This is a genomic window from Azotobacter beijerinckii (assembly GCF_900110885.1).
In the GTDB taxonomy this organism is placed as follows: Bacteria; Pseudomonadota; Gammaproteobacteria; order Pseudomonadales; family Pseudomonadaceae; genus Azotobacter; species Azotobacter beijerinckii.
This window is the reverse complement of the sequence record NZ_FOFJ01000012.1, coordinates 1-24,977: the sequence shown is the minus strand read 5'-3', so window position 1 is coordinate 24,977 and position 24,977 is coordinate 1. Positions and strand designations below refer to the sequence as shown.

At 68.1% G+C, this 24,977-nt stretch carries 28 protein-coding genes; 7 read left to right on the top strand and 21 right to left on the bottom strand.

What is annotated here, in order from left to right:
• Window positions 1-28 precede the first annotated feature (28 nt).
• The 8 genes from dctP to BMY22_RS08315 form a co-directional block, all read right to left on the bottom strand.
• A complete protein-coding gene (gene dctP / locus BMY22_RS08350) occupies window positions 29-1,018 on the bottom strand; it encodes a TRAP transporter substrate-binding protein DctP (protein WP_090621109.1) in 990 nt (329 codons plus the stop codon).
• A 123-nt stretch (window positions 1,019-1,141) separates the two neighbouring features.
• Window positions 1,142-2,383, bottom strand: a complete 1,242-nt coding sequence (locus tag BMY22_RS08345; protein WP_090621107.1) for an OprD family porin — start codon at window positions 2,381-2,383, stop codon at window positions 1,142-1,144.
• 284 nt (window positions 2,384-2,667) lie between these two features.
• Window positions 2,668-3,990, bottom strand: a complete 1,323-nt coding sequence (locus tag BMY22_RS08340; RefSeq protein WP_090621105.1) for an MFS transporter — start codon at window positions 3,988-3,990, stop codon at window positions 2,668-2,670.
• A gap of 104 nt (window positions 3,991-4,094) precedes the next feature.
• Entirely contained in the window at window positions 4,095-4,619 is a 525-nt protein-coding gene (locus BMY22_RS08335) for a gamma carbonic anhydrase family protein (protein ID WP_090621101.1), read from the bottom strand.
• Between the two features lie 52 nt (window positions 4,620-4,671).
• Window positions 4,672-5,856, bottom strand: coding sequence for a CaiB/BaiF CoA transferase family protein (locus BMY22_RS08330; protein WP_090621099.1), 1,185 nt, complete (start codon window positions 5,854-5,856; stop codon window positions 4,672-4,674).
• Window positions 5,857-5,942: 86 nt separating this feature from the next.
• Window positions 5,943-6,869 (bottom strand): hydroxymethylglutaryl-CoA lyase, encoded by a 927-nt coding sequence (locus BMY22_RS08325; RefSeq protein ID WP_090621096.1) that lies wholly within the window; start codon window positions 6,867-6,869, stop codon window positions 5,943-5,945.
• 112 nt (window positions 6,870-6,981) lie between these two features.
• On the bottom strand, window positions 6,982-7,893 hold the full coding sequence (locus BMY22_RS08320) for a LysR family transcriptional regulator (protein WP_090621095.1): 912 nt from the start codon (window positions 7,891-7,893) through the stop codon (window positions 6,982-6,984).
• Window positions 7,894-7,982: 89 nt separating this feature from the next.
• Entirely contained in the window at window positions 7,983-8,738 is a 756-nt protein-coding gene (locus BMY22_RS08315) for a spermidine synthase (protein ID WP_090621094.1), read from the bottom strand.
• Between the two features lie 94 nt (window positions 8,739-8,832).
• Here BMY22_RS08315 and BMY22_RS08310 point away from each other — a divergent pair, with 94 nt between their 5' ends.
• The gene (locus tag BMY22_RS08310; RefSeq protein WP_090621239.1) at window positions 8,833-10,176 is read left to right on the top strand and encodes a class II 3-deoxy-7-phosphoheptulonate synthase; all 1,344 of its coding nucleotides are present in this window, start codon (window positions 8,833-8,835) and stop codon (window positions 10,174-10,176) included.
• A 225-nt stretch (window positions 10,177-10,401) separates the two neighbouring features.
• Window positions 10,402-10,650 carry a DUF2790 domain-containing protein gene (locus BMY22_RS08305; RefSeq protein ID WP_244158827.1) on the top strand — a complete coding sequence of 83 codons (249 nt, stop codon included), beginning with the start codon at window positions 10,402-10,404 and terminating at the stop codon, window positions 10,648-10,650.
• 71 nt (window positions 10,651-10,721) lie between these two features.
• Here the strand turns inward: BMY22_RS08305 and BMY22_RS08300 are convergent, their stop codons facing one another.
• Window positions 10,722-11,471 (bottom strand): sulfite exporter TauE/SafE family protein, encoded by a 750-nt coding sequence (locus BMY22_RS08300; RefSeq protein WP_090621091.1) that lies wholly within the window; start codon window positions 11,469-11,471, stop codon window positions 10,722-10,724.
• 98 nt (window positions 11,472-11,569) lie between these two features.
• Between BMY22_RS08300 and BMY22_RS08295 the strand changes: the two genes are divergently transcribed.
• The 3 genes from BMY22_RS08295 to BMY22_RS08285 all read left to right on the top strand — a co-directional run bounded on the left by BMY22_RS08295 (window position 11,570) and on the right by BMY22_RS08285 (window position 13,635).
• On the top strand, window positions 11,570-12,526 hold the full coding sequence (locus BMY22_RS08295) for a LysR family transcriptional regulator (RefSeq protein ID WP_090621090.1): 957 nt from the start codon (window positions 11,570-11,572) through the stop codon (window positions 12,524-12,526).
• Window positions 12,527-12,607: 81 nt separating this feature from the next.
• A complete protein-coding gene (locus BMY22_RS08290; RefSeq protein WP_170849427.1) occupies window positions 12,608-13,057 on the top strand; it encodes a MarR family winged helix-turn-helix transcriptional regulator in 450 nt (149 codons plus the stop codon).
• A gap of 149 nt (window positions 13,058-13,206) precedes the next feature.
• Window positions 13,207-13,635, top strand: a complete 429-nt coding sequence (locus BMY22_RS08285) for an organic hydroperoxide resistance protein (protein WP_090621086.1) — start codon at window positions 13,207-13,209, stop codon at window positions 13,633-13,635.
• Between the two features lie 68 nt (window positions 13,636-13,703).
• Here the strand turns inward: BMY22_RS08285 and efp are convergent, their stop codons facing one another.
• The 4 genes from efp to BMY22_RS08265 all read right to left on the bottom strand — a co-directional run bounded on the left by efp (window position 13,704) and on the right by BMY22_RS08265 (window position 16,827).
• Window positions 13,704-14,270, bottom strand: a complete 567-nt coding sequence (gene efp, locus BMY22_RS08280; RefSeq protein ID WP_090621085.1) for an elongation factor P — start codon at window positions 14,268-14,270, stop codon at window positions 13,704-13,706.
• A 43-nt stretch (window positions 14,271-14,313) separates the two neighbouring features.
• Window positions 14,314-15,447 (bottom strand): elongation factor P maturation arginine rhamnosyltransferase EarP, encoded by a 1,134-nt coding sequence (gene earP, locus BMY22_RS08275; protein ID WP_090621083.1) that lies wholly within the window; start codon window positions 15,445-15,447, stop codon window positions 14,314-14,316.
• 143 nt (window positions 15,448-15,590) lie between these two features.
• Complete coding sequence (locus tag BMY22_RS08270) at window positions 15,591-16,064, bottom strand: bacteriohemerythrin (RefSeq protein ID WP_090621082.1); 474 nt, start codon at window positions 16,062-16,064, stop codon at window positions 15,591-15,593.
• Window positions 16,065-16,188: 124 nt separating this feature from the next.
• Window positions 16,189-16,827, bottom strand: a complete 639-nt coding sequence (locus BMY22_RS08265) for a hypothetical protein (RefSeq protein ID WP_244158826.1) — start codon at window positions 16,825-16,827, stop codon at window positions 16,189-16,191.
• A gap of 98 nt (window positions 16,828-16,925) precedes the next feature.
• On the opposite strand from BMY22_RS08265, the gene BMY22_RS08260 reads away from it, so the two are divergent.
• A complete protein-coding gene (locus tag BMY22_RS08260) occupies window positions 16,926-18,188 on the top strand; it encodes a benzoate/H(+) symporter BenE family transporter (RefSeq protein WP_244158825.1) in 1,263 nt (420 codons plus the stop codon).
• Here the strand turns inward: BMY22_RS08260 and pyrF are convergent.
• The 3 genes from pyrF to BMY22_RS08245 all read right to left on the bottom strand — a co-directional run bounded on the left by pyrF (window position 18,130) and on the right by BMY22_RS08245 (window position 21,203).
• Entirely contained in the window at window positions 18,130-18,825 is a 696-nt protein-coding gene (pyrF, locus tag BMY22_RS08255) for an orotidine-5'-phosphate decarboxylase (protein WP_090621079.1), read from the bottom strand. The genes BMY22_RS08260 and pyrF overlap by 59 nt on opposite strands.
• 160 nt (window positions 18,826-18,985) lie before the next feature.
• Window positions 18,986-19,900: a response regulator gene (locus BMY22_RS08250; protein ID WP_090621077.1), complete on the bottom strand. Its 915-nt coding sequence runs from the start codon at window positions 19,898-19,900 to the stop codon at window positions 18,986-18,988.
• A 1-nt stretch (window position 19,901) separates the two neighbouring features.
• Window positions 19,902-21,203: an ATP-binding protein gene (locus BMY22_RS08245; RefSeq protein WP_090621076.1), complete on the bottom strand. Its 1,302-nt coding sequence runs from the start codon at window positions 21,201-21,203 to the stop codon at window positions 19,902-19,904.
• Window positions 21,204-21,353: 150 nt separating this feature from the next.
• On the opposite strand from BMY22_RS08245, the gene BMY22_RS08240 reads away from it, so the two are divergent.
• Window positions 21,354-21,524: a DUF2897 family protein gene (locus tag BMY22_RS08240; protein ID WP_090621074.1), complete on the top strand. Its 171-nt coding sequence runs from the start codon at window positions 21,354-21,356 to the stop codon at window positions 21,522-21,524.
• A gap of 25 nt (window positions 21,525-21,549) precedes the next feature.
• Here the strand turns inward: BMY22_RS08240 and BMY22_RS08235 are convergent, their stop codons facing one another.
• The 5 genes from BMY22_RS08235 to BMY22_RS08215 all read right to left on the bottom strand — a co-directional run.
• Window positions 21,550-22,362, bottom strand: coding sequence for an OmpA family protein (locus tag BMY22_RS08235; protein ID WP_090621072.1), 813 nt, complete (start codon window positions 22,360-22,362; stop codon window positions 21,550-21,552).
• Window positions 22,362-22,712, bottom strand: coding sequence for a DUF4398 domain-containing protein (locus BMY22_RS08230; RefSeq protein ID WP_090621071.1), 351 nt, complete (start codon window positions 22,710-22,712; stop codon window positions 22,362-22,364). The genes BMY22_RS08235 and BMY22_RS08230 overlap by 1 nt, the downstream gene beginning before the upstream one ends.
• A gap of 10 nt (window positions 22,713-22,722) precedes the next feature.
• Window positions 22,723-23,535, bottom strand: coding sequence for a substrate-binding periplasmic protein (locus BMY22_RS08225; protein ID WP_090621069.1), 813 nt, complete (start codon window positions 23,533-23,535; stop codon window positions 22,723-22,725).
• Window positions 23,536-23,628: 93 nt separating this feature from the next.
• Window positions 23,629-24,558, bottom strand: a complete 930-nt coding sequence (locus BMY22_RS08220) for an electron transfer flavoprotein subunit alpha/FixB family protein (protein WP_090621068.1) — start codon at window positions 24,556-24,558, stop codon at window positions 23,629-23,631.
• Window position 24,559: 1 nt separating this feature from the next.
• Window positions 24,560-24,977 (bottom strand): electron transfer flavoprotein subunit beta/FixA family protein (locus tag BMY22_RS08215; RefSeq protein WP_143068472.1); only part of this gene is annotated, 418 nt, incomplete at its 5' end.

Genomic DNA, 24,977 nt, shown 5'->3' with positions numbered 1-24,977 from the left:
AGCAGCGGCTTGAATTTTTCACAGCCTCTCAGAGCTGCCTGACCAGATCGAGCAGCTTCTGTCCGTCCGCGGTGGTCTTCAGGAACTCCCCGACGACCACCGGCTGCATGGCCTGCTCCAGGGCCTTGCGTTGCTCCGGGGTATGCACGGTGACGGTCATCCCGGTCTTCTCGAGCTTGGCCACGCCCTCCGGGTCCTGCTCGGCGCCCTGCGCGGCCAGGCTCAGCTCGGCGCTCTTCGCCGCGGCCAGCACGCCGTTGCGGACCTCCGCCGGCAGGCCCTCCCACCAGCGCGGGTTGACCACCAGGTTCTGGTAGACGGTGATCAGCGGAGTGACCACGGCATACTTCTGCACCTCGTAGTAGCGCCGCGCGTAGACCGCGCTGAGGCTGGAGACGCCAGCGTCGATCACCCCGGTCTGCAGGCCCTGGTAGACCTCCGAACCGGGCATGGTCGAAGGCGCCGCGCCCATGGCGATGAAGCCGGTGTCGACCAGCCGGCCGAGGCCGCGGATCTTCACGCCCTTGAAGTCCGCCGGCGCCACCAGCGGGGCCTTCTGCGAGGTGAAGGTGCTGTCGTTGGCGTCCAGCAGCCAGGCGATGCTCTTCACGCCCTTCTGCTGCAGCTTGTCCTCCAGCAGCGCGGCCGCCGGCGAGCCGGGGAACTTCTCCAGCTGCTCGGGCCGGGTCATCAGGTAGGGGATGCTGAAGATCTGCATTTCCGGAACGGTACCGCCCCACTGCAGGCTGAGGATCGAGGCCGCCTCGACCTGCCCGCGGGCCACCGCGACGTGGTTCTGCGCGGCCTTGTAGAGCTGCTCGCCGCCAAAGATCTGCACGTCCAGGCGACCGCCGCTGTTTTTCTCGGCCTCGACGGCGAACGCTTCCAGCGCCTTGGCGACATGGTGCGAGGCCGGCAGTTGATGGCTCAGACGCATGCTGTAGTCGGCGGCCTGGGCCAGGCTTACCGCACTGGCGGAAACGGCAAGTGCAAGGGCTGTCTTGAATAGCATTTTCATGGAGTTGTGCCTTTTTATAGTTATTGCCTTTTTATCGTTGTCAGTCGCTCAACGACGGAATTCGAATGCCCGCCGATAACGAGCCCGTTATTGACCTTGAATGAATCCGAGTCATCACCCTCATCAGAAGTTGAATACGTAATCGACCATCACCCGGTTCTCGTCGGCGCCGCTGGCGAAGTTCGAACGGTTGGTCGAGTTGCGCCAGCGCATCCCCAGGTTCTTGAGCGGTCCGCTCTGCACGACATAGGCAATCTCGTTGTAACGCTCCCACTCGTTGCCCCGGGCGCCGCGCGCGCGCAATTCGCGCGCCTCGGAACCGCTCATGTGGGTCGGGTCGACATGGTCGGCGCTGACGTAGCGAAAAGTGAACTTCAAGCCGGGAACCCCGACGTCGACGAAGTCGAAGTCGTAGCCGACGTGCCAGAGCCGCTCGTCGGCGAAGGAGAACTGGCTGACCATCTGTTCGCCGAACAGGTAGGTATCGGCGCCGCCGACGAAGGCGAAGGCCGTCTCGCCGGACACCTCCTGGTAGCCGCCGTAGACGGTATGGCCCTTCCACTGGTAGCCGAAGTTGGTGCTGATGGTGTTGTTGTCGACGTTGCCGACCCGTTCTTCGCCGGCTTCCCGGGCGATGAAGTAGCGGATGTCGCCGAACACCTTGCCGGGGCCGGCCGGCACGCTGAACTTGAGGCCGAAGAAATCGCGGCGGAAGCTGTCCTCCAGCTGGCTCCAGTGATAACTCAGCGTCAGGTTCCGATTGACCTCGTAGTCGAGGCCGGCATAGAGGAATTCGTCGCTGGTGACGGTGGCGTCATAGGCCCCGGCCTGGCCCATGATGGTCAGCCCCTCGAAGTCGGTCGAATCGCGCTGCTTGACCTTGTCCAGGCGGCCGGCGGTCACCGTCAGCCCCTGGATGTCCCTGGAAACCACTTGGGTGCCGTTGTAGATCTGCGGAAACAGCCGGCTGGAGTTCGAATGCAGCAGCGGCAGCCGCGGGCTCAGCGCCCCGTAGCGGAGTTCGCTGTTGGCGTACTTGACCTTGGCCGTCGCGGCGGACTTGCCGTAGTGGTCCCTGGAACTGCCGTTCTTGTCGCGCGGCATCAGGCCGCCGCCGCCCTCGCCGCGGGCGCCGTCGTCGAGCTTGAGGCCCACCATGCCCATCAGGTCCAGGCCGAAGCCGACCTTACCCTCCGTGTAGCCCGACTCCCAGAGCAGGGTGATCCCCTGCGCCCAGTCTTCGCGTTTGGCCTGACTGGAGGATTGCTCGCGGTAATCGCGGTTGTAATAGAAGTTCCTCAGCATCACCTTGCCCTTGGCGTCCCCGAAGAACTCGGCGTGAACTTCCGGAGCAACTCCAGCCATGCAGACACACAAACTGGCGGCGGCCGGCCATGCAACTTTTCTTGTGATTGTTTCGCTGCACTTCATGATTGAAAACTCTATACGCCGGGCAAGACGCTTCCCTTGGGAAGCCCGCCCAATAATTGTTATTCGATGCGTGAAAGGCTCCCGGAAAGTTCCGGGCTATTTACTACTTGCTTACGCTCAATGGCTTCTGGACGGGTTTTCGGCAACTCCTCCGGTTATTTTCGCCGCCACCGGCCGGTTCGGAACTCCAGGCCCGCGAACGGGCCCGGAGACACGCTTCAGTCCACTCGCTTGGGGTTGCGCACGTAACGCATGATCACGAAGCAAGCCAGCAACAACAGGGGCGCGATCGACAGCATGCCCATGTAGCTCACCCCGGTCAGGTCGTTGATGTAGCCGACCATGACCGGCGCCACCATGCCGCTCAGCTGGCCGACCGAGTTGACCGCCGCGGTACCGCTGGCGATGGCGAGGCCGCTGAAGGTCGACTGGGGAATGGTCCAGAAGACCGGGATGGCGATGAAGGTGCCGGCCGTCGCCAGCAGCAGCGCCAGGATCAGCGCCAGGGAGTTGTCGGAGAAGAAGCAGGCCAGGCCGTAGCCCACGGCGGCGGCCAGCATGCAGCCCAGCAGGTAGCTCTTGCGGTCGCCGGAGCGGTCGGACAGGTTGGTCACCACCAGCATGCCGATGCAGGCGACGGCATAAGGCAGCGCACTGACGATGCCGACCAGGGCGAGATTGGTGATGCCCGACTGCTCGATCAGGTGCGGCATCCAGAAGTTCAGGCCGTAGCTGGCGAGCTTGATGACGAAATAGATCAGCGCGAAAACCGCGACTTCCTTGGTCAGCAGCACCCTCCACAGGGAGCCGTGCGTGCCGTCGGCATTGCGCCGGTCGCTGTCCAGGTTGCCTTCCAGGATCGATTTCTCCTCGGCGGACAGCCACTTCGCCGACTGGATGTCGCGGTCCAGCTTCCACAGCACGCAGAAGCCGAGGATCACGCAGGGCAGGCCGGTCAGCAGGAACAGCCATTGCCAGCCGGCCAGCCCCATGACCCCCTGCAGGTTGCCGAGAATCAGACCCGCCAGCGGAGAACCGAGGGCACCCGCCAGGGGTACGGCGAGGAACCACAGGCCGTTGATCCGCGCCAAGTATTTGCGCGGGAACCAGCAGGCCAGGTAGAACAGGATCGCCGGGCCGAAGCCGGCCTCCATCACCCCGATCAGAAAGCGCAGGAAGTACAGGGTGTACTGGTTGTAGGCGAAGACCAGCGCGGCGGTGGCGATGCCCAGGGAGACCATGATCCGGCTGATCCAGCGGGGCGCGCCGTATTTCTTCAGGCCGATGCTGCTGGGCACCTCGAACAACACATAGCCGACGAAGAACATGCTGCCAGCCAGCCCGTAGGCCGCGTCGCCGAGACCGAGGTCGGCCTGCATCTGCGCCTTGGCGAAGCTGATGTTGATGCGATCGAAATAGGAAAACACGAAGCAGATGATGGCGAGCGGCACGATCCGCCAGGCGACGCGGCGGTAAAGCAGCAGCTCCTTGAGCTCGTCGGTGACACGCTCGACAGCGGACACACCAGTCATGGCGACCATGTGTTTCTCCAGTTGTTGTAGTTGTTGGAGTCTTCGGCACCCGCAGGTGCCCTTCTGTTTTTGATGGAGCGGGATGCCGAGGCGGGCGGCATCCAAAAGCGGCATCAGCCGATGCGGACCAGTTTCTCCTTGAAGCGCTGGGCCCGCGCCACATAGTCGCGGGCGTTCTGGTGGAACCTGGCGACGGTCGCCTCGTCGAGTTCGCGGACGGCCTTGGCCGGCGCGCCGATGATCAGCGAGTTGTCCGGGAACTCCTTGCCCTCGGTGACCACCGCGCCGGCGCCGACCAGGCAGTTCTTGCCGATCACCGCGCCGTTGAGGATCACCGCCTGGATGCCGATCAGCGCGCCCTCGCCGATGGTGCAGCCGTGCAGCATGGCCTGGTGGCCGATGGTGACGTTGGCACCGATCTCGAGCGGAAAGCCCGGATCGGTATGCAGCACCGTGCCCTCCTGCACGTTGCTGCCGGCACCGACCGCGATCGTCTCGTTGTCGCCGCGCAGCACCGCCTGGGGCCATACGCTGGAGGCCTCGCCCAGCACCACCTTGCCGATCACCGTCGCATCCTCCGCGATATAGGCGCTCGGATCGATCTGCGGACGCTGCCCGTCGTACTCATAAATTGCCATCTGTCGTTTCCTTGGCTCTCGCTTGTCGGGGGCCGGCCTAGCCGGCCCGGTCTCACTGGTCGACTTTCAGGACGCCGGCGGCGCTCAGCTGGACGATCTGCGCCTCGCTGTAGCCCAGGCCCTGCAGGACCGACAGGGTGTCCTCGCCGATCCGCGGGATCGAGCGGCGCGGCTGCAGGCGCTGGCCGTCTAGGGACAACGGCAGCAGCGGCATGTCGGTGTGCGAGCCGTCCTCCAGCTCCAGTTGGGCCAGGCCGCCGCTCTGGATCAGGTGCGCGTCGTCGAACAGCTCCTCCGGGCGGCGGATCGGCGCGAAGGGAATGCCGTTCGCCTCCAGTTGCACGGCCAAGGCCTTGGCATCCATAGTGGCGAACACTTCGGCCAGGTGCGCGAGCAGCCGCGGGCGCTGCAAGACCCGGTCGTTGTTGGTGGCCAGGCCCGGATCGGCCAGCAGCGCCTCCTGGCCGAGCAGCTTGCACAGGGTGCTCCACTGACCCTCACCGGTGGCGGCGACGAACATCTGCTCCCCGCCGGCAAACTCGAACACGTCGTAGACGCACCAGGCGCTGATGCGGTTGGGCATGGGCGCCGCCGCCTCGCCGGTGACCACGTACTGCTGCATGTGCTGGGCGGCGAGCAGCACGCAGTTCTCGTAGAGGGCGCTCTGCACTTCCTTGCCAAGACCGCTGCGGTTGCGCTCGTTGAGCGCGGCGAGCACGCCGATGGCGCCGAACATGCCGCCCATGATGTCGTTGACCGAGCTGCCGGCGCGCAGCGGACGGCCGACCGGGCCGGTCATGTAGGCCAGGCCGGCCATCATCTGCACCACCTCGTCGAGGGCCAGGCGCTTGTCGTAGGGGCCGCTGAGGAAACCCTTGTGCGAGGCGTAGATCAGCCGCGGGTTGCGCCGGCGCAGGGACTCGTAGTCCAGGCCCTGGGACTTCATGCGCCCCGGCTTGAAGTTCTCGATGAACACGTCGGCGCTGTCGGCCAGCTTGAGGACGGCTTCGCGTCCGGCCGGATCGTCGAGGTCGACGGCGATGCTCTTCTTGTTGCGGTTGAAGGTGCGGAAGAAGCCGGCCCCCGCGCCGAGCAGACGGCGGGTGCCGTCGCCGCGGATCGGCTCGACCTTGATCACCTCGGCGCCGAGGTCGCCGAGGATCATTCCGCAGGTGGGGCCCATGACCATGTGGGTGATTTCGACGACACGGATTCCATCGAGCGGCAGTTGCGACATTGCGGTGTCTCCGTTTTGAAGGCGTGCGCAGCCCGTGCGGCGGATCTGACGACGCGCCGGAAAAGCGGCTGGCTTGCAGGCAAGGGTTAGGCGTTGGCCGGGCTGCTGAAATGCTTCGGCAGCCCGGCGCGGGCGATGTAGCCGTACAGCGGCTCGTCGGGCAACGCCTGCTGCAGCAGGCTGCGCGATTCGATCAGGCGCGGCAGGTCGATGCCGGTGGCGAAGCCCATGCTCTCCAGCATGAACACCAAGTCTTCGGTGACGGCATTGCCGGAGGCTCCCGGCGCGAAAGGGCAACCGCCCAGGCCGGCGAGCGAGGAATCGAGTTCGCGGATGCCGTGCTGCACCGCCACCAGGCTGTTGGCCAGGGCCAGTCCGCGGGTGTCGTGGAAATGCGCGGCATGCAGCTTGTAGCCGGCAATCTCGCGCACGGCATCGAGGGTTTCGCCGACTTGGCCGGGGGTGGCGTAGCCGGTGGTATCGCCCAGGGAGACCAGGTCGCAGCCGGTTTCCAGGACGCGCCGGGTCAGCTCGCCGAGGTCCGCCAGCGGCACCTCGCCCTGGCGGGTGCAGCCGAAGGCCACCGACATGCCGGCCATCATCTGTACCTGGTGCCGACCCGAACGGGTGCGCAGCTCGCACATCCGGGCGAACTCCTCGACCATCTCCAGCGGCGTGCGGCGCACGTTGGCCTGGCTGTGGGCGGCGCTCACCGAGATCGGCGCGATGACCCGGTGCACGCCGGCGGCCAGGGCGTTCTCGGCCCCGCGCAGATTGGGCGCGAGGGCGGTAACGATCAGATCCGGGTAGCTCAGTGCGTGGGCGACCACTTCGCCGGCATCGGCCATCTGCGGCAGCAGCTTGGCCGGGACGAAAGAGGCCACCTCCATGTAGCGGATGCCCGCCGCGTAGGCGGCATCGATCCATCGCTTCTTGTCGTCGGTGGACATGACCCGCTGCAGACTCTGCAGACCGTCGCGCATGCCGACTTCGTTGATGGTTATTTTTTTCATGGAAGGCTCTCAAGGCACTGTTGCTTGCGGCCAAGACTAGGAGAGAGCTCCCGCCCGGAAAAGACGTCATTTGCGGGCTGATCCATCGCCGCAGACGATGGATAACTTACCCCTACGGTACTTCCCCGACAGGCGGCATGCGTGCCAGCATATGATTCAACAGGCGCCGCGCGGACAGCGACAGCGCCTCGGCATCGCGGACACAGATGACGAACTCGCCGAGTGCCCAGTCGTCGACCAAGGGAATCACGTGCAGCCCGAACAGGCCGGCATAGCGCGACACCGCCTCCTGGGGAAAGACGCCGAGACCGAGGCCGAGCTGGACCAGGCGATAGGCGGCCTCGAAGGTGGAGACGTGGCTGCGAAAGCGCAGCTCGCGACCGCCCTGCGCCGCCGTGCGCTGCATGAAGGCATTCAGCGTGGCGTAGACGGACAGGCCGACATGCTCGAAATCGAGCGTCTCGGCAAAGGCGATGCGGGTTCGTCCGGCCAGCGGATGCTTGTCGTTGACCAGCACGGCCAGGTGGTCCTGGCGATAGGGGATGAACTCCAGGTCGCCGCTGGCCATCGACTTGCGGCAGATGCCGAGATCGGCGTTGCCCTCGGCCACCCCGCGCACCACGTCCGGACTGAAGCGCTCCTCGATGTCCACCTGGATATGTTCGTTGGCGAGCAGGAATTCGGAGAGTTCCTCGGGCAGGAACTCCATGATCGAGGACACGTTGGCGAGGATGCGCACGTGTCCCCGCCCGCCTTCCGCGTACTCGCTAAGCTCGCCCTGCAGCCTTTCCATGTCGCGCATCAGCTGCCGGGCGTGGCGCAGCAGCGCCTGCCCGGCCGGCGTCGGGACCACCCCGTGCTTGCTGCGCAGCAGCAGCTGGACGCCGAAGGTCGCCTCGATGTCGGCGATGCGCTTGCTCACCGCCGAGGGCGCGATGAACTCGCGCTCGCTGGCGCGGGCGATCGCCCCCTCCTCGCAAACCGCCACGAACAGCCGCAGCGAAACCGGATCGACACTCCACATGGGCCCGGGCCCTCCGCTCGACAACCATCGGAACCGCTACTGTGCCATACGGGTGCCGCCCCTCCCGCGCCCGGGAGCGGCGCAGCGGCTCAGCTCGCCGGCCGCAAGGCCTCGATCAGCGGCCGCAGCGAATAGCCCAGCCGCGGCGCCAGGACCTCGGCGCGCGCCAGCAGGCCCGCGCGGTCGAGGGACTGGTCGAGGTCGGCGGGCACCAGCAGGATCACGTTGCCCTCAGTCACCGGGCACTCCCAGTAGTGGCGGTGGTAAAGCCCGCGCAAGAGCGCGGCACCGAGGGGCTTGCCGTCCTCCCCGGCCCACTGGTTGATGACCAGCCAGCCGCCCGGGTTGAGGCGCTTCTGGCAGTCGCCGAGAAAATTCCACGCCAGATGGCCGACGTCCGGCCCGGTATCGGTATACAGGTCGACGAAGATCAGGTCGGCGCTTTCCACGCTGGGCAGCAGCTCCAGGGCATCGCCGATGCGGATGGTCAGCCGCGGGTCGTCGGCCAGCCCCAGGTACTCCATGGCCAGGCGCGGCACGTCGGGGCGCAGCTCGACGACCTCGACGTCCTCCAGCGGCAGGTAGGCGAGGCAGGCCTGGGTCAGGTTGCCGGCCCCCAGGCCGAGGAACAGCGCGCTCTCCGGCGCGTCGTGGCAGAGCGCGCCGAGCAGCATGGCGCGGGAGTAGTCGTACTCCAGCCAGCGCGGGTCGGCGGTGAACACGCAGCTCTGCTCCACCGCCTCGCCGAACTCGAGAAAGCGGTAGTCGCCGACCTCCAGCACGCGGATCAGGCCGAATTCGTCACGCACCTCGGCGAGCAGGCGCTCCTCTTTTTCCATTGCCATCCCCCTGCGATGAGCCGGCTATGTTACCAGCCGCCATGGCCGACGATCGGTTAACATGCACGGTCATGCCAAAACCAGCCGATCCGAGCAGCCGATGAAACCGAACTGGAGTCCCGACAGCTGGAGGGCCAAGCCCATCCAGCAGCAACCCGAATACCCCGATGCCGCCCACCTCGCCCAGGTCGAGCAGAGCCTGGCCGGCTATCCGCCGCTGGTCTTCGCCGGCGAGGCGCGCGAGCTGCGCCGGCTGTTCGGCGAGGTCAGCCAGGGACGCGCCTTCCTGCTGCAGGGCGGCGATTGCGCGGAGAGCTTCGCCGAATTCTCGGCGACCAAGATCCGCGACACCTTCAAGGTGCTGCTGCAGATGGCGGTCGCGATGACCTTCGCCGCCGGCTGTCCGGTGGTCAAGGTGGGCCGCATGGCCGGCCAGTTCGCCAAGCCGCGCTCGTCCGGCAGCGAAACGGTCGACGGCGTCACCCTGCCCGCCTACCGCGGCGACATCGTCAACGGCATCGACTTCGACGCGAAAAGCCGGGTGCCGGACCCGCAGCGCCTGCTGCAGGCCTACCACCAGTCCACCGCCACCCTCAACCTGCTGCGCGCCTTCGCCCAGGGCGGCTTCGCCGACCTGCACCAGGTCCATCAGTGGAACCTCGACTTCATCGCCGACGCGGCGCTGTCGGAGAAGTACAGCCAGCTCGCCGACCGCATCGACGAAACCCTCGCCTTCATCCGCGCCTGCGGCCTGGGGAGCGCGCCGCAGCTGCACGAGACCAGCTTCTTCACCGCCCACGAGGCGCTGCTCCTGAACTACGAGCAGGCCCTCACCCGCCGCGACAGCCTGACCGGCGAGTGGTACGACTGCTCCGCGCACATGCTGTGGATCGGCGACCGCACCCGCCAGCCGGACGGCGCCCACGTCGAGTTCCTGCGCGGGGTCGGCAACCCGATCGGGGTCAAGGTCGGGCCGACCACCGACCCCGAGGGGCTGCTGCGGCTGATCGACACCCTCAACCCGGACAACGATCCGGGCCGCCTCAACCTGATCGCACGGATGGGCGCCGACCAGGTGGAGCGGCACCTGCCGGCGCTGATCCGCACGGTGCAGCGCGAAGGCCGCCAGGTGCTGTGGAGTTCCGACCCGATGCACGGCAACACCATCAAGGCCGGCAGCTACAAGACCCGCGAATTCGAAAGCATCCTGCGCGAGGTGCGGCAGTTCTTCGCCGTGCACCAGGCCGAGGGCAGCTATGCCGGCGGCATCCACATCGAGATGACCGGGCAGAACGTCACCGAATGCATCGGCGGCAGCCGCGCGGTCACCGCCGACAGCCTCTCGGACCGCTACCACACCCACTGCGACCCGCGGATGAACGCCGACCAGGCCCTGGAACTGGCCTTCCTCATCGCCGAAACCCTGAAGCAGGTGCGCCGCTAAGGTGCAGCGGGGGCGTCAATGATGCCCCTTGCGGGCGGCCCGCCGGAGCGCGGGTCCCCGCCGGCCGCGACCGGTCGTCGGTGGCAACGATCTTGCATTGCCCCTGCGGCCAGCGAAACTGGCCTAGCCTTTCAGAAAACCGAGCAGTCCGAACAACAACAATGCCGAACCATCGGCCCTGATATCTGAGGGGGTTGGAAAAATCTCGTTCCCGAGGTGATCGACATGAAACGCTCGTATCTGCTGTTGCCTTTCTTCTGCGTCGCCGCCGTCAGCCAGGCTGACGAGCCGCCCGTCCAGCAGTACCACTACGGCCTGCCCCTGGACATCGTCAAGGTCATCTCCATCGAGGCGCCTTACGACCCCTACGTCTGCGAAGTCATCGACGCCAAGATGACCTACCTGGACTCCGCCGGCGAAACCAAGGTCGTCGCCTATCGCAAGCTGTCCGCCGGCTGCCTCCTGAAGACCTGATCGGCCGCCGTCCTGCCCCCACAGGGACGCGGGGTGCAGGCCTTGAAATCCCGCCCCGCCCGCCGGCTGCCCTAGTCGAGCAGCAGAAGCAGCGTGCAGAGCACCAGAAAGCCGCAGAACGACAGACCCAATGCCCGCTCCGGCAGCGCATGGGCCATCCGCACGCCTCGGCCGATGCCGAGCAGGCCGCCGACCGCCAGGGGAATGCCCAGCGCCCAGTCGACCCGCCCGTGCAGGGCATAGGTGGCCAGGCTGACCGCCGCGCTGGGCGCGGCCAGCGCCAGCGAAAGGCCCTGGGCGACGACCTGGCTGGCACCGAGCAGGGTGGTCAGCAGCGGCGTGGCCAGCACGGCCCCGCCCACCCCGAACAACCCGCCCAGCACACCCGATCCGACGCCCAGCGGCACCAGCCAGGGCCAGGGCCGGCTCAGCTCGCCGCCGGGCGCGCTGCGCAGGAACAGGCGCAGGCCGTTCCACAGCGCCAGCACCAGGAGAAAGCCGCAAAAGGCCAGACGCATGTGCTCGGCGTCCAGCAGGTTGGCCGCCTGGGCACCGAGCCAGGCGGCGCAGAAGCCGGTGCCGGCCATGGTCAGCGCCTGGCGCAGGTCGATGCGCCGATGCTGGTGATAGCGCCAGAGCGCCAGCAGCACGTTGGGTATCACCATGACCAGCGCCGTGCCCTGGGCCAGATGCTGGTCGAGGCCGAACCACAGGCCGAGGAGCGGAATGCCGATCAGCCCGCCGCCGATGCCGAACAGCCCGCCCAGGCAGCCCAGCACGAGCCCCAGGCCGATATCGAGGAAAAACTGCAGCAGACTCATCGCACCTCCGCGAAAAGGCCCATGCTAGACAGTCATGGCTGGCCGGGAAACGCAAAGCAATGCACAATGGCTATGCATGATTCGCATAGCAGGGCCCCATGAATTCCGACGCCCTCAGCGGCCAGCTGGAACTGTTTCTCGACGTGCTGGAATGCGGCAGCTTCTCCGCTGCGGCCCGGCGCCGGCAGCTGACGCCCTCGGCGGTGGCGCGGCGCATCGATGCTCTGGAGCAGGCGCTCGGCAGCCAGCTGTTCCAGCGCAGCACCCACGAGGTGCGCGCCACCCCCGCCGGCCAGGCCTTCGCCGAACGCACCCGGCGCATCCTCGACGAGCTGCGCCTGGCGCGGGCCGAGGTGGTCTCCCTGGACAGCGCCCCGGAGGGGCTGATCCGCGTCGACGCCCCGGCGCCCTTCGGCCGTCGCCGGCTGGCCCCGGTCATCGCCGAATTCCTCGTCGCCTATCCGCGGCTGGACGTGCAGTTGCGCCTGATCGACAGCTTCGCCGATCTGCAGGGCGAGCATCTGGGCCAGGTCGACCTGGTCCTGCGCATCGGCCCGCTGACCGACAGCCGCCTGGTCGCCACGCCGCTGGCGCCGATGCGGCGCATCGCCTGCGCCAGCCCCGACTACCTGCAGCGCCGCGGCACTCCCGGCGATCCGTACGAGCTGCCGGCGCACGACGGCCTCGACTGGGACGCCCTGGCTCCGCCGCATGCCTGGCGCTTCGTCGTCGACGGCCAGGTCCGCACCCTCCGTCCCAGCCGCCGGCGGATGACCGCCAACAACGCAGAAACCCTGTTGCTCGGCGCCCTCGCCGGACTCGGCATCGCCCACCTGCCGACCTGGCTGGTCAGCGAACACCTGCTGCGCGGCGAACTGCTGCCGCTGTTCTGCGAGAACGGCCTGCCGCCGCCCGAGTCCAGCGGCGTCTATGCCCTGCGCCAGCACCCGACCGGCGCCTCGCGCATGCGCCTGCTGCTGGAGTTCCTGAAGAACCGCTTCGGCCCGGTACCGCCCTGGGACCTGGCCCTGCTCAACAGCCTGAATCGCTCCTGACTCGCCAGCCGCCACGCCGGCTGCATTTTGCCCACGAAAGGCTTGCGCGCTAAATTAGTTACTTATTATCGGGAGATCGCCATGTCCGCCGACGAAACCTGCCAGGAGCTGCTGCTCGACAACCAGCTGTGCTTCGCCCTCTACTCCACCTCGCTGCTGATGACCAAGGTCTACAAGCCGCTGCTGCAGGCGCTGGGCCTGACCTACCCGCAATACCTGGCCATGCTGGTGCTCTGGGAAGGCGACGGCATCACCGTCGGCGAGATCAGCGCGCGCCTGCTCACCGACCCCGGCTCGCTCACCCCCCTGCTCAAGCGCCTGGAAGCCGAAGGCCTGCTGAGCCGCACCCGCAGCAGCAAGGACGAACGCGTGGTGGAACTCCATCTCACCGAGCGGGGCCGGGCCCTGCACGACCAGGCCCGGAAGATCCCCGCCTGCATCGTCGCCGCCAGCGAACAAACGCCGGCCGCCCTCGCCGCCCTCAAGGAAGAGCTGGTCAGCCTGCGTAGCAGCCTGCAAAAGGCGATCTGACCGGCTTATGCCAGAGTCCAGGATGCGTTATTCCCAAATCTTCCAATAATTAACTTGCGCGCAAGATTAATTAGAACTAGCTTTCATCTCACGCACTTAGTTTGCGCACAAAATTTTACCGAACAAAACGAACGATTGGAGATACTGCCATGCAACGCATCGAAGCCCTCTACACCGCGACCGCAACCGCTACCGGCGGCCGTGACGGCCGAGCCGTCTCCTCGGATGGCGTCCTCGACGTGAAGCTGACCACGCCGCGGGAACTGGGCGGCCAGGGTGGCGAAGCCACCAACCCGGAGCAACTCTTCGCGGCCGGCTACTCGGCCTGCTTCATCGGCGCCCTGAAGTTCGTCGCCAGCCAGAGCAAGCGGCAGATTCCCGCCGACGCCTCGATCACCGGCAAGGTCGGCATCGGCCAGATTCCCGGCGGCTTCGGCCTGGAAGTGGAACTCGACATCCACCTGCCGGGCCTGGAGCGCGCCGCGGCCGAGGAGCTGGTCGCCGCCGCCCACCAGGTCTGCCCCTACTCCAACGCCACCCGCGGCAACATCGACGTGCGCCTGAACGTCATCGTCTGACCCTGCAGCGGATACCGGAAACGAAAAAGCCCGGCGCAAGGCCGGGCTTTTTCGTGACGACGGGGAGATCAGGCCTTGACGCGGGACTTGTACTCGCTGGTGCGGGTGTCGATCTCGATGAAGTCGCCGATTTCGCAGAAGGCGGAAACCTGCAGCTCGGCACCGTTGTTCAGGCGGGCGGTCTTCATCACCTTGCCCGAGGTGTCGCCGCGCACGGCCGGCTCGGTGTAGGCGATCTGGCGCACGATGGTGGTCGGCAATTCGACGGAGATCACCTTCTCGCCATAGAACACGGCTTCGCAGACGTCGGTCATGCCGTCTTCGATGAAGACCATGACGCCTTCCAGGTCGGCCTTCTCGATCTCGTACTGGTTGAACTCGCCGTCCATGAACACGTACAGCGGATCGGCGAAGTAGGAATAAGTCACTTCCTTGCGATCCAGGATGATCGGCTCGAGCTTGTCATCCGCGCGGTACACGGTTTCGGTGCCGGCGCCGGTGAGCAGATTCTTCAGCTTCATCTTGACCACGGCGGCGTTGCGGCCGGACTTGTTGAACTCGGCCTTCTGGATGACCCAGGGCGAGCCGTTGATGTTGGCGACCTGGCCAGCACGGAATTCTTGAGCGGTTTTCATGCGGTGTATCCGTTTGGATGAATAACTAAGAGCAGGCCGCGTATCATAGCCAATCTGTATAAAATTGCACCAGTGCCGCGGCCAGATCCGGCCGCGCCGCCTGCCGCGCGCACCAGCGCTCGGCGTGTTTGCCCAGCTCCGGCCAGTCGTCCTGCAGCGCCGTCCAGGCCGCGCCCATCCCCTCTCCGGCGTTCCAGGCCTGCCAGAGCGCCTGCAGGGCAGCCGCGGCGCTCGGCGACAAGCCCTCGAGATAGCGGTCGAGGAAAGCCTCCAGCTTGTCCCAGTGGGCGCCATCCGCCTGCGGATAGATCTGCCAGAGCAGCGGCCGCCCGGCCCACTGGGCGCGCAGGAAGGAGTCCTCGCCGCGTACCGCGTTGAAGTCGCAGCACCAGAGCAGACGGTCGTAGGCGTCCTGACGGACGAACGGCAGTACCCGGATGCGCAGGGCGCCGCGTTGCTCCTCCGCGCCGGTGGCCAGCGCCGGCACCTCCAGCCAGCGCTGCAGGTCGCCGAGGATGCGCCCTTCCGGGACCAGCAGCAGCGTGGGCGTGGCGTCCGCCGCCAGGGCCTCCAGCCAGCCGGCCAGACCTGCATTCTCGTAGGCGAACAGCGAGACCAGCCGCTCGCCGGGGCGCAGCGACACGCCCAGCGCCTGGAGAAACGCCGCGCGCGCCGCGGCATCGGCCTGGAAGGCGCGGCGCCGCTCGATCAGGCCGCGCTCGCGGAGCAGCCCGCCGGTGCCCTCGGCAAAGCCGGGGAAGAAGAAGAACTTCTCCAGCCCTTCGGGTTGCAGGGACGGCAGGCCGTGGCAGCCGCCGACCCAATCCTCGGCACTGAGGTATTCCAGGTTCAGCCAGAGCACCCGCGGCCGGCGCGCCGCCATCGCCGCGACATGGGCCTCGGGCAGTTGGCAGGCGAAGGCCTCGACGACCACGTCGGCCGGCTCGACCGGCTGCCAGTCCGCCGGCCAGCGGCGGATCTCCACGCCCTCCCGCCACTGCTGCGGGAGGCTGGCGTCCGCCTCCGGGCAGAGCCGCACCAGCGCCGCCGGATCGTCGATCCACAGCCTGACCCGCAGGCCATGCTCGGCCGCCAGCTGGCGGGCCAGGCGCCAAGTCACGCCGGCATCGCCATAGTTGTCGATGACGCTGCAGAAGATCTCCCAGGAAGCCTGCATGTCCGCTCCTTTCTCCGATGCACAAGGGAGAACGAATTATGCCAGTGGCAGAGGGGCGGCGGGTCCGGCGGAGGGCTGCGCCGGGGCGGCCGGCGCGAAGGGAGAGCGGCAGTGGGCGAACGGAAAGTGGCGGAACCAGGCCGTCAGGCGGCCTCGCTCCTGCCGAAGAAGCGCTTCATGGAGCGCGACAGCCAGCCGCCCGAGCTGCGGTCGCCGGCCAGGGACTGCATCTGCACCCGGACCGCGCCGACGTAGCTGGCGTCCTCCTCCTTGATGTGGCTGAACAGCCAGCGCGACAGCAGGTCCTGCAGTTCCCCGGCGACATCCTCGCCTACCGCGTAGCGCGCCCGATAGTCGTAGACCCGCTTGATGAAGAGGTCGTGGATGCGCTTGTGGGCGCGGCTGAACGGGTAGCCGGCCTCCTCCATCAGGGATTCCTCGAAGGCGAAATGCGACACCGTGTAGTCGACCAGCGCCTCGATCACCACCCCGACGGCCGCCCTGTCCTGTCCCTGGGTTTCGTCCAACTGGTTGATCATCTCGACGATACGCCGGTGCTGCATGTCGATCACCTCGATGCCGGTGTTCAGATCGTTGCGCCACGTCAGATAAGCCATTGCGGTACCCCCCAAGCTCAAGCGGCAATGGATGCCAATGGCGCGCAGACTAGAGGCAGGCAACCGTCGCGGCCTTGAGCCAGATCAATCCGCCCGGCCCCCTGGCGAACCGGGACGAAGGCCGTCAATCGCGCCCGCGCAGTTCCGCGGCACCCTGGAAAAACACCCGTGCCAGCGCCAGCTGGGCGCCCAGCAGGGGCAGCATGGCCTGCGCCGCGAACACCAGGGAGACCAGCATGAGTCCTCCGGCGATCACCAGCCAGCCCGCGCCGCGCAAGGCCTGGAAACCTCCGGGCACGGCAAGCAGGCGCACCCCGAGCCACACCAGCAGGCCGCCATAGCCGATCAGCCCTGCGGCATAGAGCCACGCCTTCCAACTGGCGAGCGGAGCGGGTTCGAAGGACAGTGCGGCGGCCTCCAGCAGAAGGCCCAGTGCGACACTCAGCCACACCGGCCCCGCCAGGCCGCGGGCGGCGAAGCGCGCCTCGGCAAAACCCTTGAGGCGCAGTAGCAGATAATTGCCGAGCAGCACCAGGCTCAGGCCGAGCCAGTCGCCATACAGGGCAACCCCGGGCATCCGGATGAGGCCGCCGAGGGACAGCAGCGCGCTCACCAGACTGCCGAGCACCGTGGCCAGGCCGAGATAGCCGAGCACCCGCAGCTGGGCGGACGACCAGCCGGGCATCGGCGGCGCGGCCGGCAGGGCTCCCCGGGGCGGTGCATAGGGGTTATCGTCGCGCCTGCCGGCAGGATCATCGCGCACGGGCCGACACCTTCGCCGACCGGGCGAGTGCCCGGCACCGGCGGTATCCACGATCCCCGAGCCCCACCGGCAGCCCACCCTTGCAAGGAGTCTCGACAGTGACCGCAGCCCTCAGGGCGGTGTTTCGCCCGCTGGCCGACTCATCGCCTTCGGCGATCGTCGCCGGTTTCATCGCCATGCTCACCGCCTATACCAGTTCCCTGGTGCTGATGTTCCAGGCCGGCCAGGCCGCCGGCCTGAGCGGCGCGCAGATCGCCTCGTGGATCTGGGCGCTGTCGATCGGCATGGCGGTCTGCACCATCGGTCTGTCGCTGCGCTATCGTGCGCCCATCGTGGTCGCCTGGTCGACTCCCGGCGCGGCCCTGCTGGTCGGCAGCCTGCCCGGCGTCGGCTACGCCGAGGCGATCGGCGCCTACCTGCTGTGTGCCGCCCTGCTCGCCGCGGTCGGTCTGAGCGGCGGCTGCGAGCGCCTGATGCGCCGCCTGCCCGCCTCGCTGGCCGCCGCCCTGCTCGCCGGCATCCTGTTCGGCATCGGCAGCGCGATCTTCCTCGCCGCCGAGCGGCGCCCCCTGCTGGTCGGCGCGATGTTCTTCGGCTACCTGCTGGCCAAGCGCCTGAGCCCGCGCTACGCGGTCCTCGCCGCGCTGCTGATCGGCGGCCTGCTCGCCGGTCTGCTCGGCCTGCTGGATTTCCGCGACTTCGCCCTCCAGCCGGCGCAGCCGCTGTGGACCGCGCCGGGCTTCTCCCTGGAGGCCATGGTGAGCATCGGCATTCCGCTGTTCGTGGTGGCCATGGCCTCGCAGAACATTCCCGGCCTCGTGGTGCTGCGCGCCGACGGTTACGACCGGGTGCCGGTCTCGCCGCTGATCGCCACGACCGGCCTCGCCTCGCTGCTGCTGGCGCCCTTCGGCGCCCACGGCCTCAACCTGGCCGCCATCAGCGCGGCGATCTGCACCGGCCGCGCCGCCCACGAGGACCCGCAGCGGCGCTACACCGCGGCGCTCTGGTGCGGACTGTTCTACGCCGTCGCCGGCACCTTCGCCGCCACCCTGGCCTCGCTGTTCGCCGCCCTGCCGGGCGAGCTGGTGCTGTCGATCGCCGCCCTGGCGCTGTTCGGCTCGATCGGCGGCGGCCTGAACAGCGCCATGGCCGAACCCCGCGAACGCGAGGCGGCGCTGGTCACCTTCATGATCACCGCCTCGGGAATGACCCTGCTGTCGATCGGCGCGGCCTTCTGGGGCCTGCTCGGCGGGGTGCTGACGCTGGCGATCCTCGAGTGGCGCCGGCCCGCCCGAGGCTCGATCAGCCCAGCTCGGCGAGCAGCGCCGCCAGTGCCTGGGCCGGATCGGCGGCCTGGCTGATCGGCCGGCCGATCACCAGGTAGTCGGAGCCGGCCGCCAGCGCCTGGCGCGGTGTGAGAATACGCCGTTGGTCGTCCTGGGCGCTGCCGGCCGGACGGATACCCGGGGTCACCAGTTTCAGCCGCGGCTGGGCGGCCTTCAGCGCCGGCGCCTCCTGGGCCGAGCAGACCAGTCCGTCCAGCCCGGCCTGCTCGGCCAGCGCGGCCAGGCGCAGGACCTGCTGCTGCGGCTCGATATCCAGGCCGATCCCGGCCAGGTCCTCGCGCTCCATGCTGGTCAGCACCGTCACCCCGATCAGCAGCGGCCGGCGGCCAGCGATGCCCTCCAGGGTCTCGCGGCAGGCGCTCATCATCCGCAGGCCGCCGGAGCAGTGCACGTTGACCATCCACACGCCCAGCTCGGCGGCGGCCTTCACCGCCATCGCCGTGGTGTTCGGGATGTCGTGGAATTTCAGGTCGAGGAACACCTCGAAGCCCTGCCCCTGCAGGGTCTCGACGATCTCCGGACCGCAGCGGGTGAACAGCTCCTTGCCGACCTTCACCCGGCACTGCGCGGGGTCCAGCCTGGCGGCGAGGGCCAGGGCGGCCTCGCGGCTGGGGAAGTCGAGGGCGACGATGATCGGGGTCGGGCAAGACATGGTGCGGGCTCCAGGCAAATCGCTAGGCGGGCATTGTAGCGGAGCACCTAAGACAAATGTTCCAGGACGAAGGCCGGCCAGCATGACGATAGGCTCGCCAGCAGGGCTGGTCCGACCGGCAGGACGACGATCGCGACCGGCCCTGCCGCCAGCGCTGCACTCAGACCGTCAGGCGCTGGCGCAGACGCCCGAGCAGCCCCAGCAGGCTGCCGACCTTTTCCCGCTCGCGGGCCTCCTTCGGCGCCTCGGCCAGGCGCGCCGGCGGGACCACCGGCTCTGCCCGCCAGCGCGCCACCTGCTCGGCGGCCGCCTGCAGGCCCTTGTCGAACAGCCCGCGACGGACCGGCTTGGGCAGGTAGCGGAAGATCTGCGCCTCGTTGATCAGCCTGAGCAGCGCCTGGGTGTCGCAGAACGGCGTGACCACCAGGCTGAGCAGGCGCGGATGGGCCTGGGCCAGGCTCTTGAGCAGCGGCGCGGTGTCCTCGCCGGCCAGCCGGAGGTCGCTGACCAGCACATCGACGGGCTCGGCGTTCAGCTGCGCCAACGCCTCGTCGAGGCTTGCCGCGCGCAACAGGCGATGGCCGCCGGCCTGGCAGAAGGCCTCGACGCACGCCTGGGTATCGGCCGCTTCGTCGAGCAGCAGCACGCTGAGCGCGGTGGCCGGGCAGGCGCTCGCCGGCAGACTGGCGACCTGGCTCTGGCGCACCGCGACTTCCGCCGCCTGGCGCAGGGTCAGAGCCATTTCCTGGGGGTCCCAGGGCTTGGTCAGGTAGCGGAAGATGCCGCCGCCGTTCAGCGCCTCGACCGCCGCGTCCAGGTCCGAATAGCCGGTGAGCAGGATGCGCAGGGTCTGCGGGGCGATTTCCTGCGCCCGGGTGAGCAGCTGCGCGCCGTTCATCTTCGGCATGCGCTGGTCGCAGACGACGATCTGCACCGGCTCGTCCTGCAGGCGTTGCAGGGCACGCTGCGGATCGCTCTCGGTGAGCACCTCGTAATGCCGGCGGAACTGCATGGCGAGGCTGCGCAGGATGCGCTCCTCGTCGTCGATGAAGAGAATGCGGATGGGCTGGGTCATGTCAGGCGCTCCGTTGCAGGGTGGCGGCTTGGCCGAGCGGCAGGCGGATCAGGAAGCGCGTGCCCCGCCCGACTTCCGAGGCGACGCGGATGCTGCCGCCGTGGTCCTGGACGATCTTGAAGCTGATCGACAGGCCGAGACCGGTGCCCTGGCCGACCGGCTTGGTGGTGTAGAAGGGATCGAAGATGCGCTTCAGGACTTCCGGCGGCATGCCGCAGCCGTTGTCCTGCACCGAAAGGCACAGCGCGTCCGGCTCGGCCCAGGTCCTGACCAGGATGCGCCCGAAGCGCTCCATCGCCTGGGCGGCGTTGTTGAGCAGATTGAGCAACACCTGATTGATCTGCGAGGGCGCGCAGGCGATGCGCGGCAGCTCGCCGAGCTGGGTCAGCACCTCGACCTTGTCCTTGATGCCGTTGCGGGCGATGACCAGGGTGCTGCGCACGCACTCGTTGAGATCGATCTCCTCGCTCATCGCGCGGTCCAGGCGGGCGAAGTCCTTCAGACCGACCACCAGCTCGCCGATCTGCTCAAGGCCATACTGGGTATCGGCGAACAGCTGCTCGAGGTCGCCGGCGAGCATCTCCGGGGCGGCCCGCTCGCGGGCCAGGGCAGCGTTCTCCAGGGCATTGGCGAGGGCCTGCTCGTCGGCATCGGCGGCGTTCAGGCAGTCGCCCAGCGCGGCTTGGGCCTCGGCCAGCTCGAACAGCGGCCCGATCAGCTCGCGCAGCAGTTGCACGTTGTTCTTCACGTAGCCCAGCGGAGTGTTCAGCTCGTGGGCGACGCCGGCGACCATCTGCCCGAGCGAGGCCATCTTCTCCGCCTGCACCAGTTGGGTCTGGGACTCGCGGAGTTCGATCAGGGCCTTGCGCAACACGCGGTTGCGCTGGGCGATGCGGTCCTCCATGGCCTTCAGCAGGTCGAGCACCGTGCCCAGGCCCCGGTAGCGACCCTCCCCGTCCACCAGGACGAAGTCCTCGACGATCGGATACTGCAACTGGTCGGTGATCTGCCGGGCGGCCTCCTCCAGGCCGGTTTCCAGGCTGACGATCAGGGGCTGCGGGTTCATCACCTCGACGACCGGGCGACGCCCCCAGAGATCGCGGCCGAAACGCTGCATGAAGATGTCCTGCAGCTTGGAACGGCTGACCAGCCCGAGCGGCCGGCCGTCGTCATCGACCACCGGCAGGGACAGGAAATCCTTGTGTTCGGCGGTAAGCAGGCGGTCCGCCACATCGCTTATGCTCATGGCAGCGGGCAGCGCCGCGACGGGCTTGAGCAGACGGGCAAGGGCACTGGAGGACATCGGCACGCTCCGGTTTGCGGGAGGCGCCATTCAAGCAGTACCAAGTTGCCACTATGTGACAGCAATCACGTCCGTTCCGCGCCGCCCGTCCCGCCCTCACGCCAACCTGACGCCCCCGGACTCCCAGGGGCTCCCTCGAGAGAACACGACATGCCCTGGTACTTCTGGCTACTCCTGATAGTGGTGTTTGGCTCGGTGCTCGGCAGCCTGCTGGCGCTGCGCGACGCGGCGAAGAAGCTGCCCCTGACCAAGGAGCAGCTCGAGCGCATCCGCCAGCGCAACGCCGAGCTGGATGCCAAGGAGCGGAAAGAGAAGGGCTAGCGCCCGCCGGGGCGACGCGTGGAAATCAGCGCTCCGCGCCCAGCGTGCCCTCTTCGTCGGAGAAGACGATTTCCACCCGGCGGTTGCGCGCGCGGCCCTGGTTGGAGGCGTTCTCGGCGACCGGGTAGGCCTCGCCGTAGCCGGCGACCTGGATGCGTTTGCCGTCGACCCCCAGGTCCACGAGCATGTCGCGGACCGACTGGGCGCGACCGCGGGACAGCTCGAGGTTCAGCGCGGCATCGCCCTGGCTGTCGGTGTAGCCCTCGATGCGTACCACCCGGCGCTGGTTGAGGCGCAGGAACTTCGCCACCTGCAGCACGGTGCGCGTCGCCGACGCCCGCAGCTCCGCCCGTCCGGTGTCGAACAGCACGTCGCCCAGGGTCATCACCAGGCCGCGCTCGGTTTCGGTGGTGGCCTGGCCGAGCAACTGTTCCTCGAGCCACTCGCCCTGCTGCTCCGCCGTGATCAGGCGGGCCTCGCTCAGCGCCAGCTGCAGGCGCTCGCGCTCCTTTTCCAGCTGGGCGACGCGCTCGGCGGCCTGGCGCTGCGCGCCATGTTCGCGGGCGATCTGGCTGTAGCGCCGGCTCAGGTAGGCGTAGTGGAGAACATCCTCCTCGCTACCCAGGTAGCTGGAGAAACGCTCGGCCCGCTCCAGGGACTCTTCGGCCCGCTCCAGGTCCTTGGCGGCGCTGAGCCGTACCGCCGGCTCGGTGCGGATGGCCAGGAGTTCGGCCTGGGCCTCGTCCAGGACTCGCCGGGCCTCCGGCGAAGTAGTGACGCAACCGCCCAGCAGCGCCAGGGCCAGCAGGGCGAACGGAAAAGCATGCCGTCCGCTCATCAGAGTGCCTCCAGTTGCTGACGCAGTGCGCCGACCTGCTGCTCGAGTGCGGCCACCTGCTTGTTGCTCTTCTGGATCAGCAGTTGCGCCTCGGCCAGTTGCGCATCCAGCTCGGCCTGCTCGGCCAGCAGGCGCGCCTCCTTGTGACGGCCGGCGGCCAAGGCGGCCCTGGCCTGTTCGTACTTGCCCTGCGCCAAGGCCAGCTCGGCCTGCTCCTCGCCGGCGCCGACGGCGCGGGCTTGCACCAGCGCCACCTCGCTCAGGCGCAGTTGCTCGTGCGGCGCGGGATCGCTGGCACAGCCGGCCAGGAGGACGAAAAGCAGGGCAATGGAAAAACGTGCGCTATTCACGAATGAACTCCTACTGAGCAGCGGGTGAAGACGGCAAGCCCTGCGCCTTCCAGCGCTCGGCATTGCGTTGCAGCAGGCCTTCCGCCAGTCCGGCGGCGCGCAGCTCGGCCAGCTTGGCCGCCAGCCGCGCACGCAGCTCCGGCTCGTTGCAGGCGGAGTCGCGTCCCATGGCCAGGTACAGGCCCTCGCTGAGCAGCGGCGACAGCGGCTGGATCTCCGCCAGCATGCCCAGCGTCTCGGCGGCCGCCCGGACGGCATGGGGCTCCTCGATCAGGTAGGCGACCTCGCCGCGCTGCAGCTTGTGCAGGGCCTCGGCCAGGGTCGGCACCTCCTCGAGCGGCAGGGAGGTGCTGGACAGCGGGTCGAATTCGCGGGCGAAGCGGCCATCGGCCAGGATCGCGCCCGGGTGGCCGTACAGGTCGCTCCAGCCGCCGTAGGAAAAAACCCGGTCCCTGTGCATCCAGACCACCGCGGACTGCACGAAGAGCGCCGGCTCGATGAAGTCCATCGACTCCAGGCGGGCACCGCCGGGGAAACTGCCGAGCAGCAGGTCGACGCGCCCGCTCGCCACCTCTTCCTCGGCGCCCGGCCGGGAACCGGCGCGGACCAGGTCGATCCGGATGCCCAGCGCCTTGGCCAGCAATTCGAGCAGGTCGGCGCTGGCACCGATCAGTTGGTCGGGATGCTGCGGATCGCGCCAGAGATAGGGGGGCTGCTCGGGATCGCCGGTGGCGACCAGCCGCTCGCAGGTGCCGGCCGCGACCGCCAGGGGCGACAGCAAGCCGGCCAGCGCCAGCAGCGCGGGAAGGAGGCGATTCTGCATGGGATTTCCGCGGGAGGCGTGGATGGGGCTGGCGGGGTCCAGTTGCAAGAAGCCCGCTCGGTGAGCGGGCTTCGGGTCCGGCCGGAGAATGGCTCAGAGCTGTTTTTCCAGCTCCGGAACCGCCTCGAACAGATCCGCCACCAGCCCGTAGTCGGCCACCTGGAAGATCGGCGCCTCGGCGTCCTTGTTGATCGCCACGATCACCTTCGAGTCCTTCATCCCCGCCAGGTGCTGGATCGCCCCGGAAATCCCCACCGCGATGTACAGGTCCGGCGCGACGATCTTGCCGGTCTGGCCGACCTGCAGGTCGTTGGGCGCGAAGCCCGCATCCACCGCGGCGCGCGAGGCCCCCACCGCCGCCCCCAGCTTGTCCGCCAGGGCATACAGCAGCTGGAAGTTCTCCCCGCTCTGCATCCCGCGCCCGCCGGAGATCACCACCTTCGCCGAGGTCAGCTCCGGACGGTCGGACTTGGCCAGTTCCTCGCCGACGAAGCGCGAGGTGCCCGCCTCGCCCGCGCCGGCCACCGCCTCGATGGACGCGCTGCCGCCCTCGCCCGCCGCCGCGTCGAAGGCGGTGGCGCGCACGCTGATCACCTTGATCGGCGCCGAGGACTGCACGGTGGCGATGGCGTTGCCGGCGTAGATCGGCCGCTTGAAGGTGTCGGCGCTTTCCACCGCGACGATCTCGGAGAGCTGCTCGACGTCGAGCAGCGCCGCCACGCGCGGCAGGTAGTTCTTGCCGTTGGTCGAGGCCGGCGCCAGTACGTGGCCGTAGCCCTTGGCCAGGTTGGCGATCAGCGGCGCGACGTTCTCGGCCAGCCGATGGGCATAGGCCGCGTCGTCGGCGACCAGCACCTTGGCCACCCCGGCGATCTTCGCGGCGCTCTCGGCGACGGCACTGCAGCCGCTGCCGGCCACCAGCACATGGATCTCCCCGCCGATGGCCCGGGCCGCGGCGACGGTGTTCAGGGTCGCGGCCGCCAGGACCGCGTTGTCGTGTTCGGCTATTACCAGGATTGCCATCTCAGATCACCTTCGCCTCGTTCTTCAGCTTCTCCACCAGCTCGGCCACCGAGCCCACCTTGATCCCCGCCTGGCGCTCGGTCGGGGCCTCGACCTTGAGCACCTTCAGGGTCGAGGCGACCGATACGCCCAGATCCGCCGGTTTGACGGTCTCCAGCGGCTTCTTCTTGGCCTTCATGATGTTCGGCAACGAGGCGTAGCGCGGCTCGTTGAGGCGCAGGTCGGTGGTGACGATGGCCGGCAGGGCCAGCTCCAGGGTCTGCAGGCCGCCGTCGATCTCGCGGACGACCTTGAGTTTGTCGCCGGCGACTTCCACCTTGGAGGCGAAGGTGCCCTGGGCGTAGCCGGTCAGCGCGGCGAGCATCTGCCCGGTCTGGTTGTTGTCGCTGTCGATGGCCTGCTTGCCGGTGATCACCAGC

Coding starts and splice junctions, on each gene's coding strand:
- dctP (WP_090621109.1), bottom strand. CDS start 1,018: ATGAAAATGCTATTCAAGACAGCCCTTGCACTTGCCGTTTCCGCCAGT.
- BMY22_RS08345 (WP_090621107.1), bottom strand. CDS start 2,383: ATGGCTGGAGTTGCTCCGGAAGTTCACGCCGAGTTCTTCGGGGACGCC.
- BMY22_RS08340 (WP_090621105.1), bottom strand. CDS start 3,990: ATGGTCGCCATGACTGGTGTGTCCGCTGTCGAGCGTGTCACCGACGAG.
- BMY22_RS08335 (WP_090621101.1), bottom strand. CDS start 4,619: ATGGCAATTTATGAGTACGACGGGCAGCGTCCGCAGATCGATCCGAGC.
- BMY22_RS08330 (WP_090621099.1), bottom strand. CDS start 5,856: ATGTCGCAACTGCCGCTCGATGGAATCCGTGTCGTCGAAATCACCCAC.
- BMY22_RS08325 (WP_090621096.1), bottom strand. CDS start 6,869: ATGAAAAAAATAACCATCAACGAAGTCGGCATGCGCGACGGTCTGCAG.
- BMY22_RS08320 (WP_090621095.1), bottom strand. CDS start 7,893: ATGTGGAGTGTCGATCCGGTTTCGCTGCGGCTGTTCGTGGCGGTTTGC.
- BMY22_RS08315 (WP_090621094.1), bottom strand. CDS start 8,738: ATGGCAATGGAAAAAGAGGAGCGCCTGCTCGCCGAGGTGCGTGACGAA.
- BMY22_RS08310 (WP_090621239.1), top strand. CDS start 8,833: ATGAAACCGAACTGGAGTCCCGACAGCTGGAGGGCCAAGCCCATCCAG.
- BMY22_RS08305 (WP_244158827.1), top strand. CDS start 10,402: ATGAAACGCTCGTATCTGCTGTTGCCTTTCTTCTGCGTCGCCGCCGTC.
- BMY22_RS08300 (WP_090621091.1), bottom strand. CDS start 11,471: ATGAGTCTGCTGCAGTTTTTCCTCGATATCGGCCTGGGGCTCGTGCTG.
- BMY22_RS08295 (WP_090621090.1), top strand. CDS start 11,570: ATGAATTCCGACGCCCTCAGCGGCCAGCTGGAACTGTTTCTCGACGTG.
- BMY22_RS08290 (WP_170849427.1), top strand. CDS start 12,608: ATGTCCGCCGACGAAACCTGCCAGGAGCTGCTGCTCGACAACCAGCTG.
- BMY22_RS08285 (WP_090621086.1), top strand. CDS start 13,207: ATGCAACGCATCGAAGCCCTCTACACCGCGACCGCAACCGCTACCGGC.
- efp (WP_090621085.1), bottom strand. CDS start 14,270: ATGAAAACCGCTCAAGAATTCCGTGCTGGCCAGGTCGCCAACATCAAC.
- earP (WP_090621083.1), bottom strand. CDS start 15,447: ATGCAGGCTTCCTGGGAGATCTTCTGCAGCGTCATCGACAACTATGGC.
- BMY22_RS08270 (WP_090621082.1), bottom strand. CDS start 16,064: ATGGCTTATCTGACGTGGCGCAACGATCTGAACACCGGCATCGAGGTG.
- pyrF (WP_090621079.1), bottom strand. CDS start 18,825: ATGTCTTGCCCGACCCCGATCATCGTCGCCCTCGACTTCCCCAGCCGC.
- BMY22_RS08250 (WP_090621077.1), bottom strand. CDS start 19,900: ATGACCCAGCCCATCCGCATTCTCTTCATCGACGACGAGGAGCGCATC.
- BMY22_RS08245 (WP_090621076.1), bottom strand. CDS start 21,203: ATGTCCTCCAGTGCCCTTGCCCGTCTGCTCAAGCCCGTCGCGGCGCTG.
- BMY22_RS08240 (WP_090621074.1), top strand. CDS start 21,354: ATGCCCTGGTACTTCTGGCTACTCCTGATAGTGGTGTTTGGCTCGGTG.
- BMY22_RS08235 (WP_090621072.1), bottom strand. CDS start 22,362: ATGAGCGGACGGCATGCTTTTCCGTTCGCCCTGCTGGCCCTGGCGCTG.
- BMY22_RS08225 (WP_090621069.1), bottom strand. CDS start 23,535: ATGCAGAATCGCCTCCTTCCCGCGCTGCTGGCGCTGGCCGGCTTGCTG.
- BMY22_RS08220 (WP_090621068.1), bottom strand. CDS start 24,558: ATGGCAATCCTGGTAATAGCCGAACACGACAACGCGGTCCTGGCGGCC.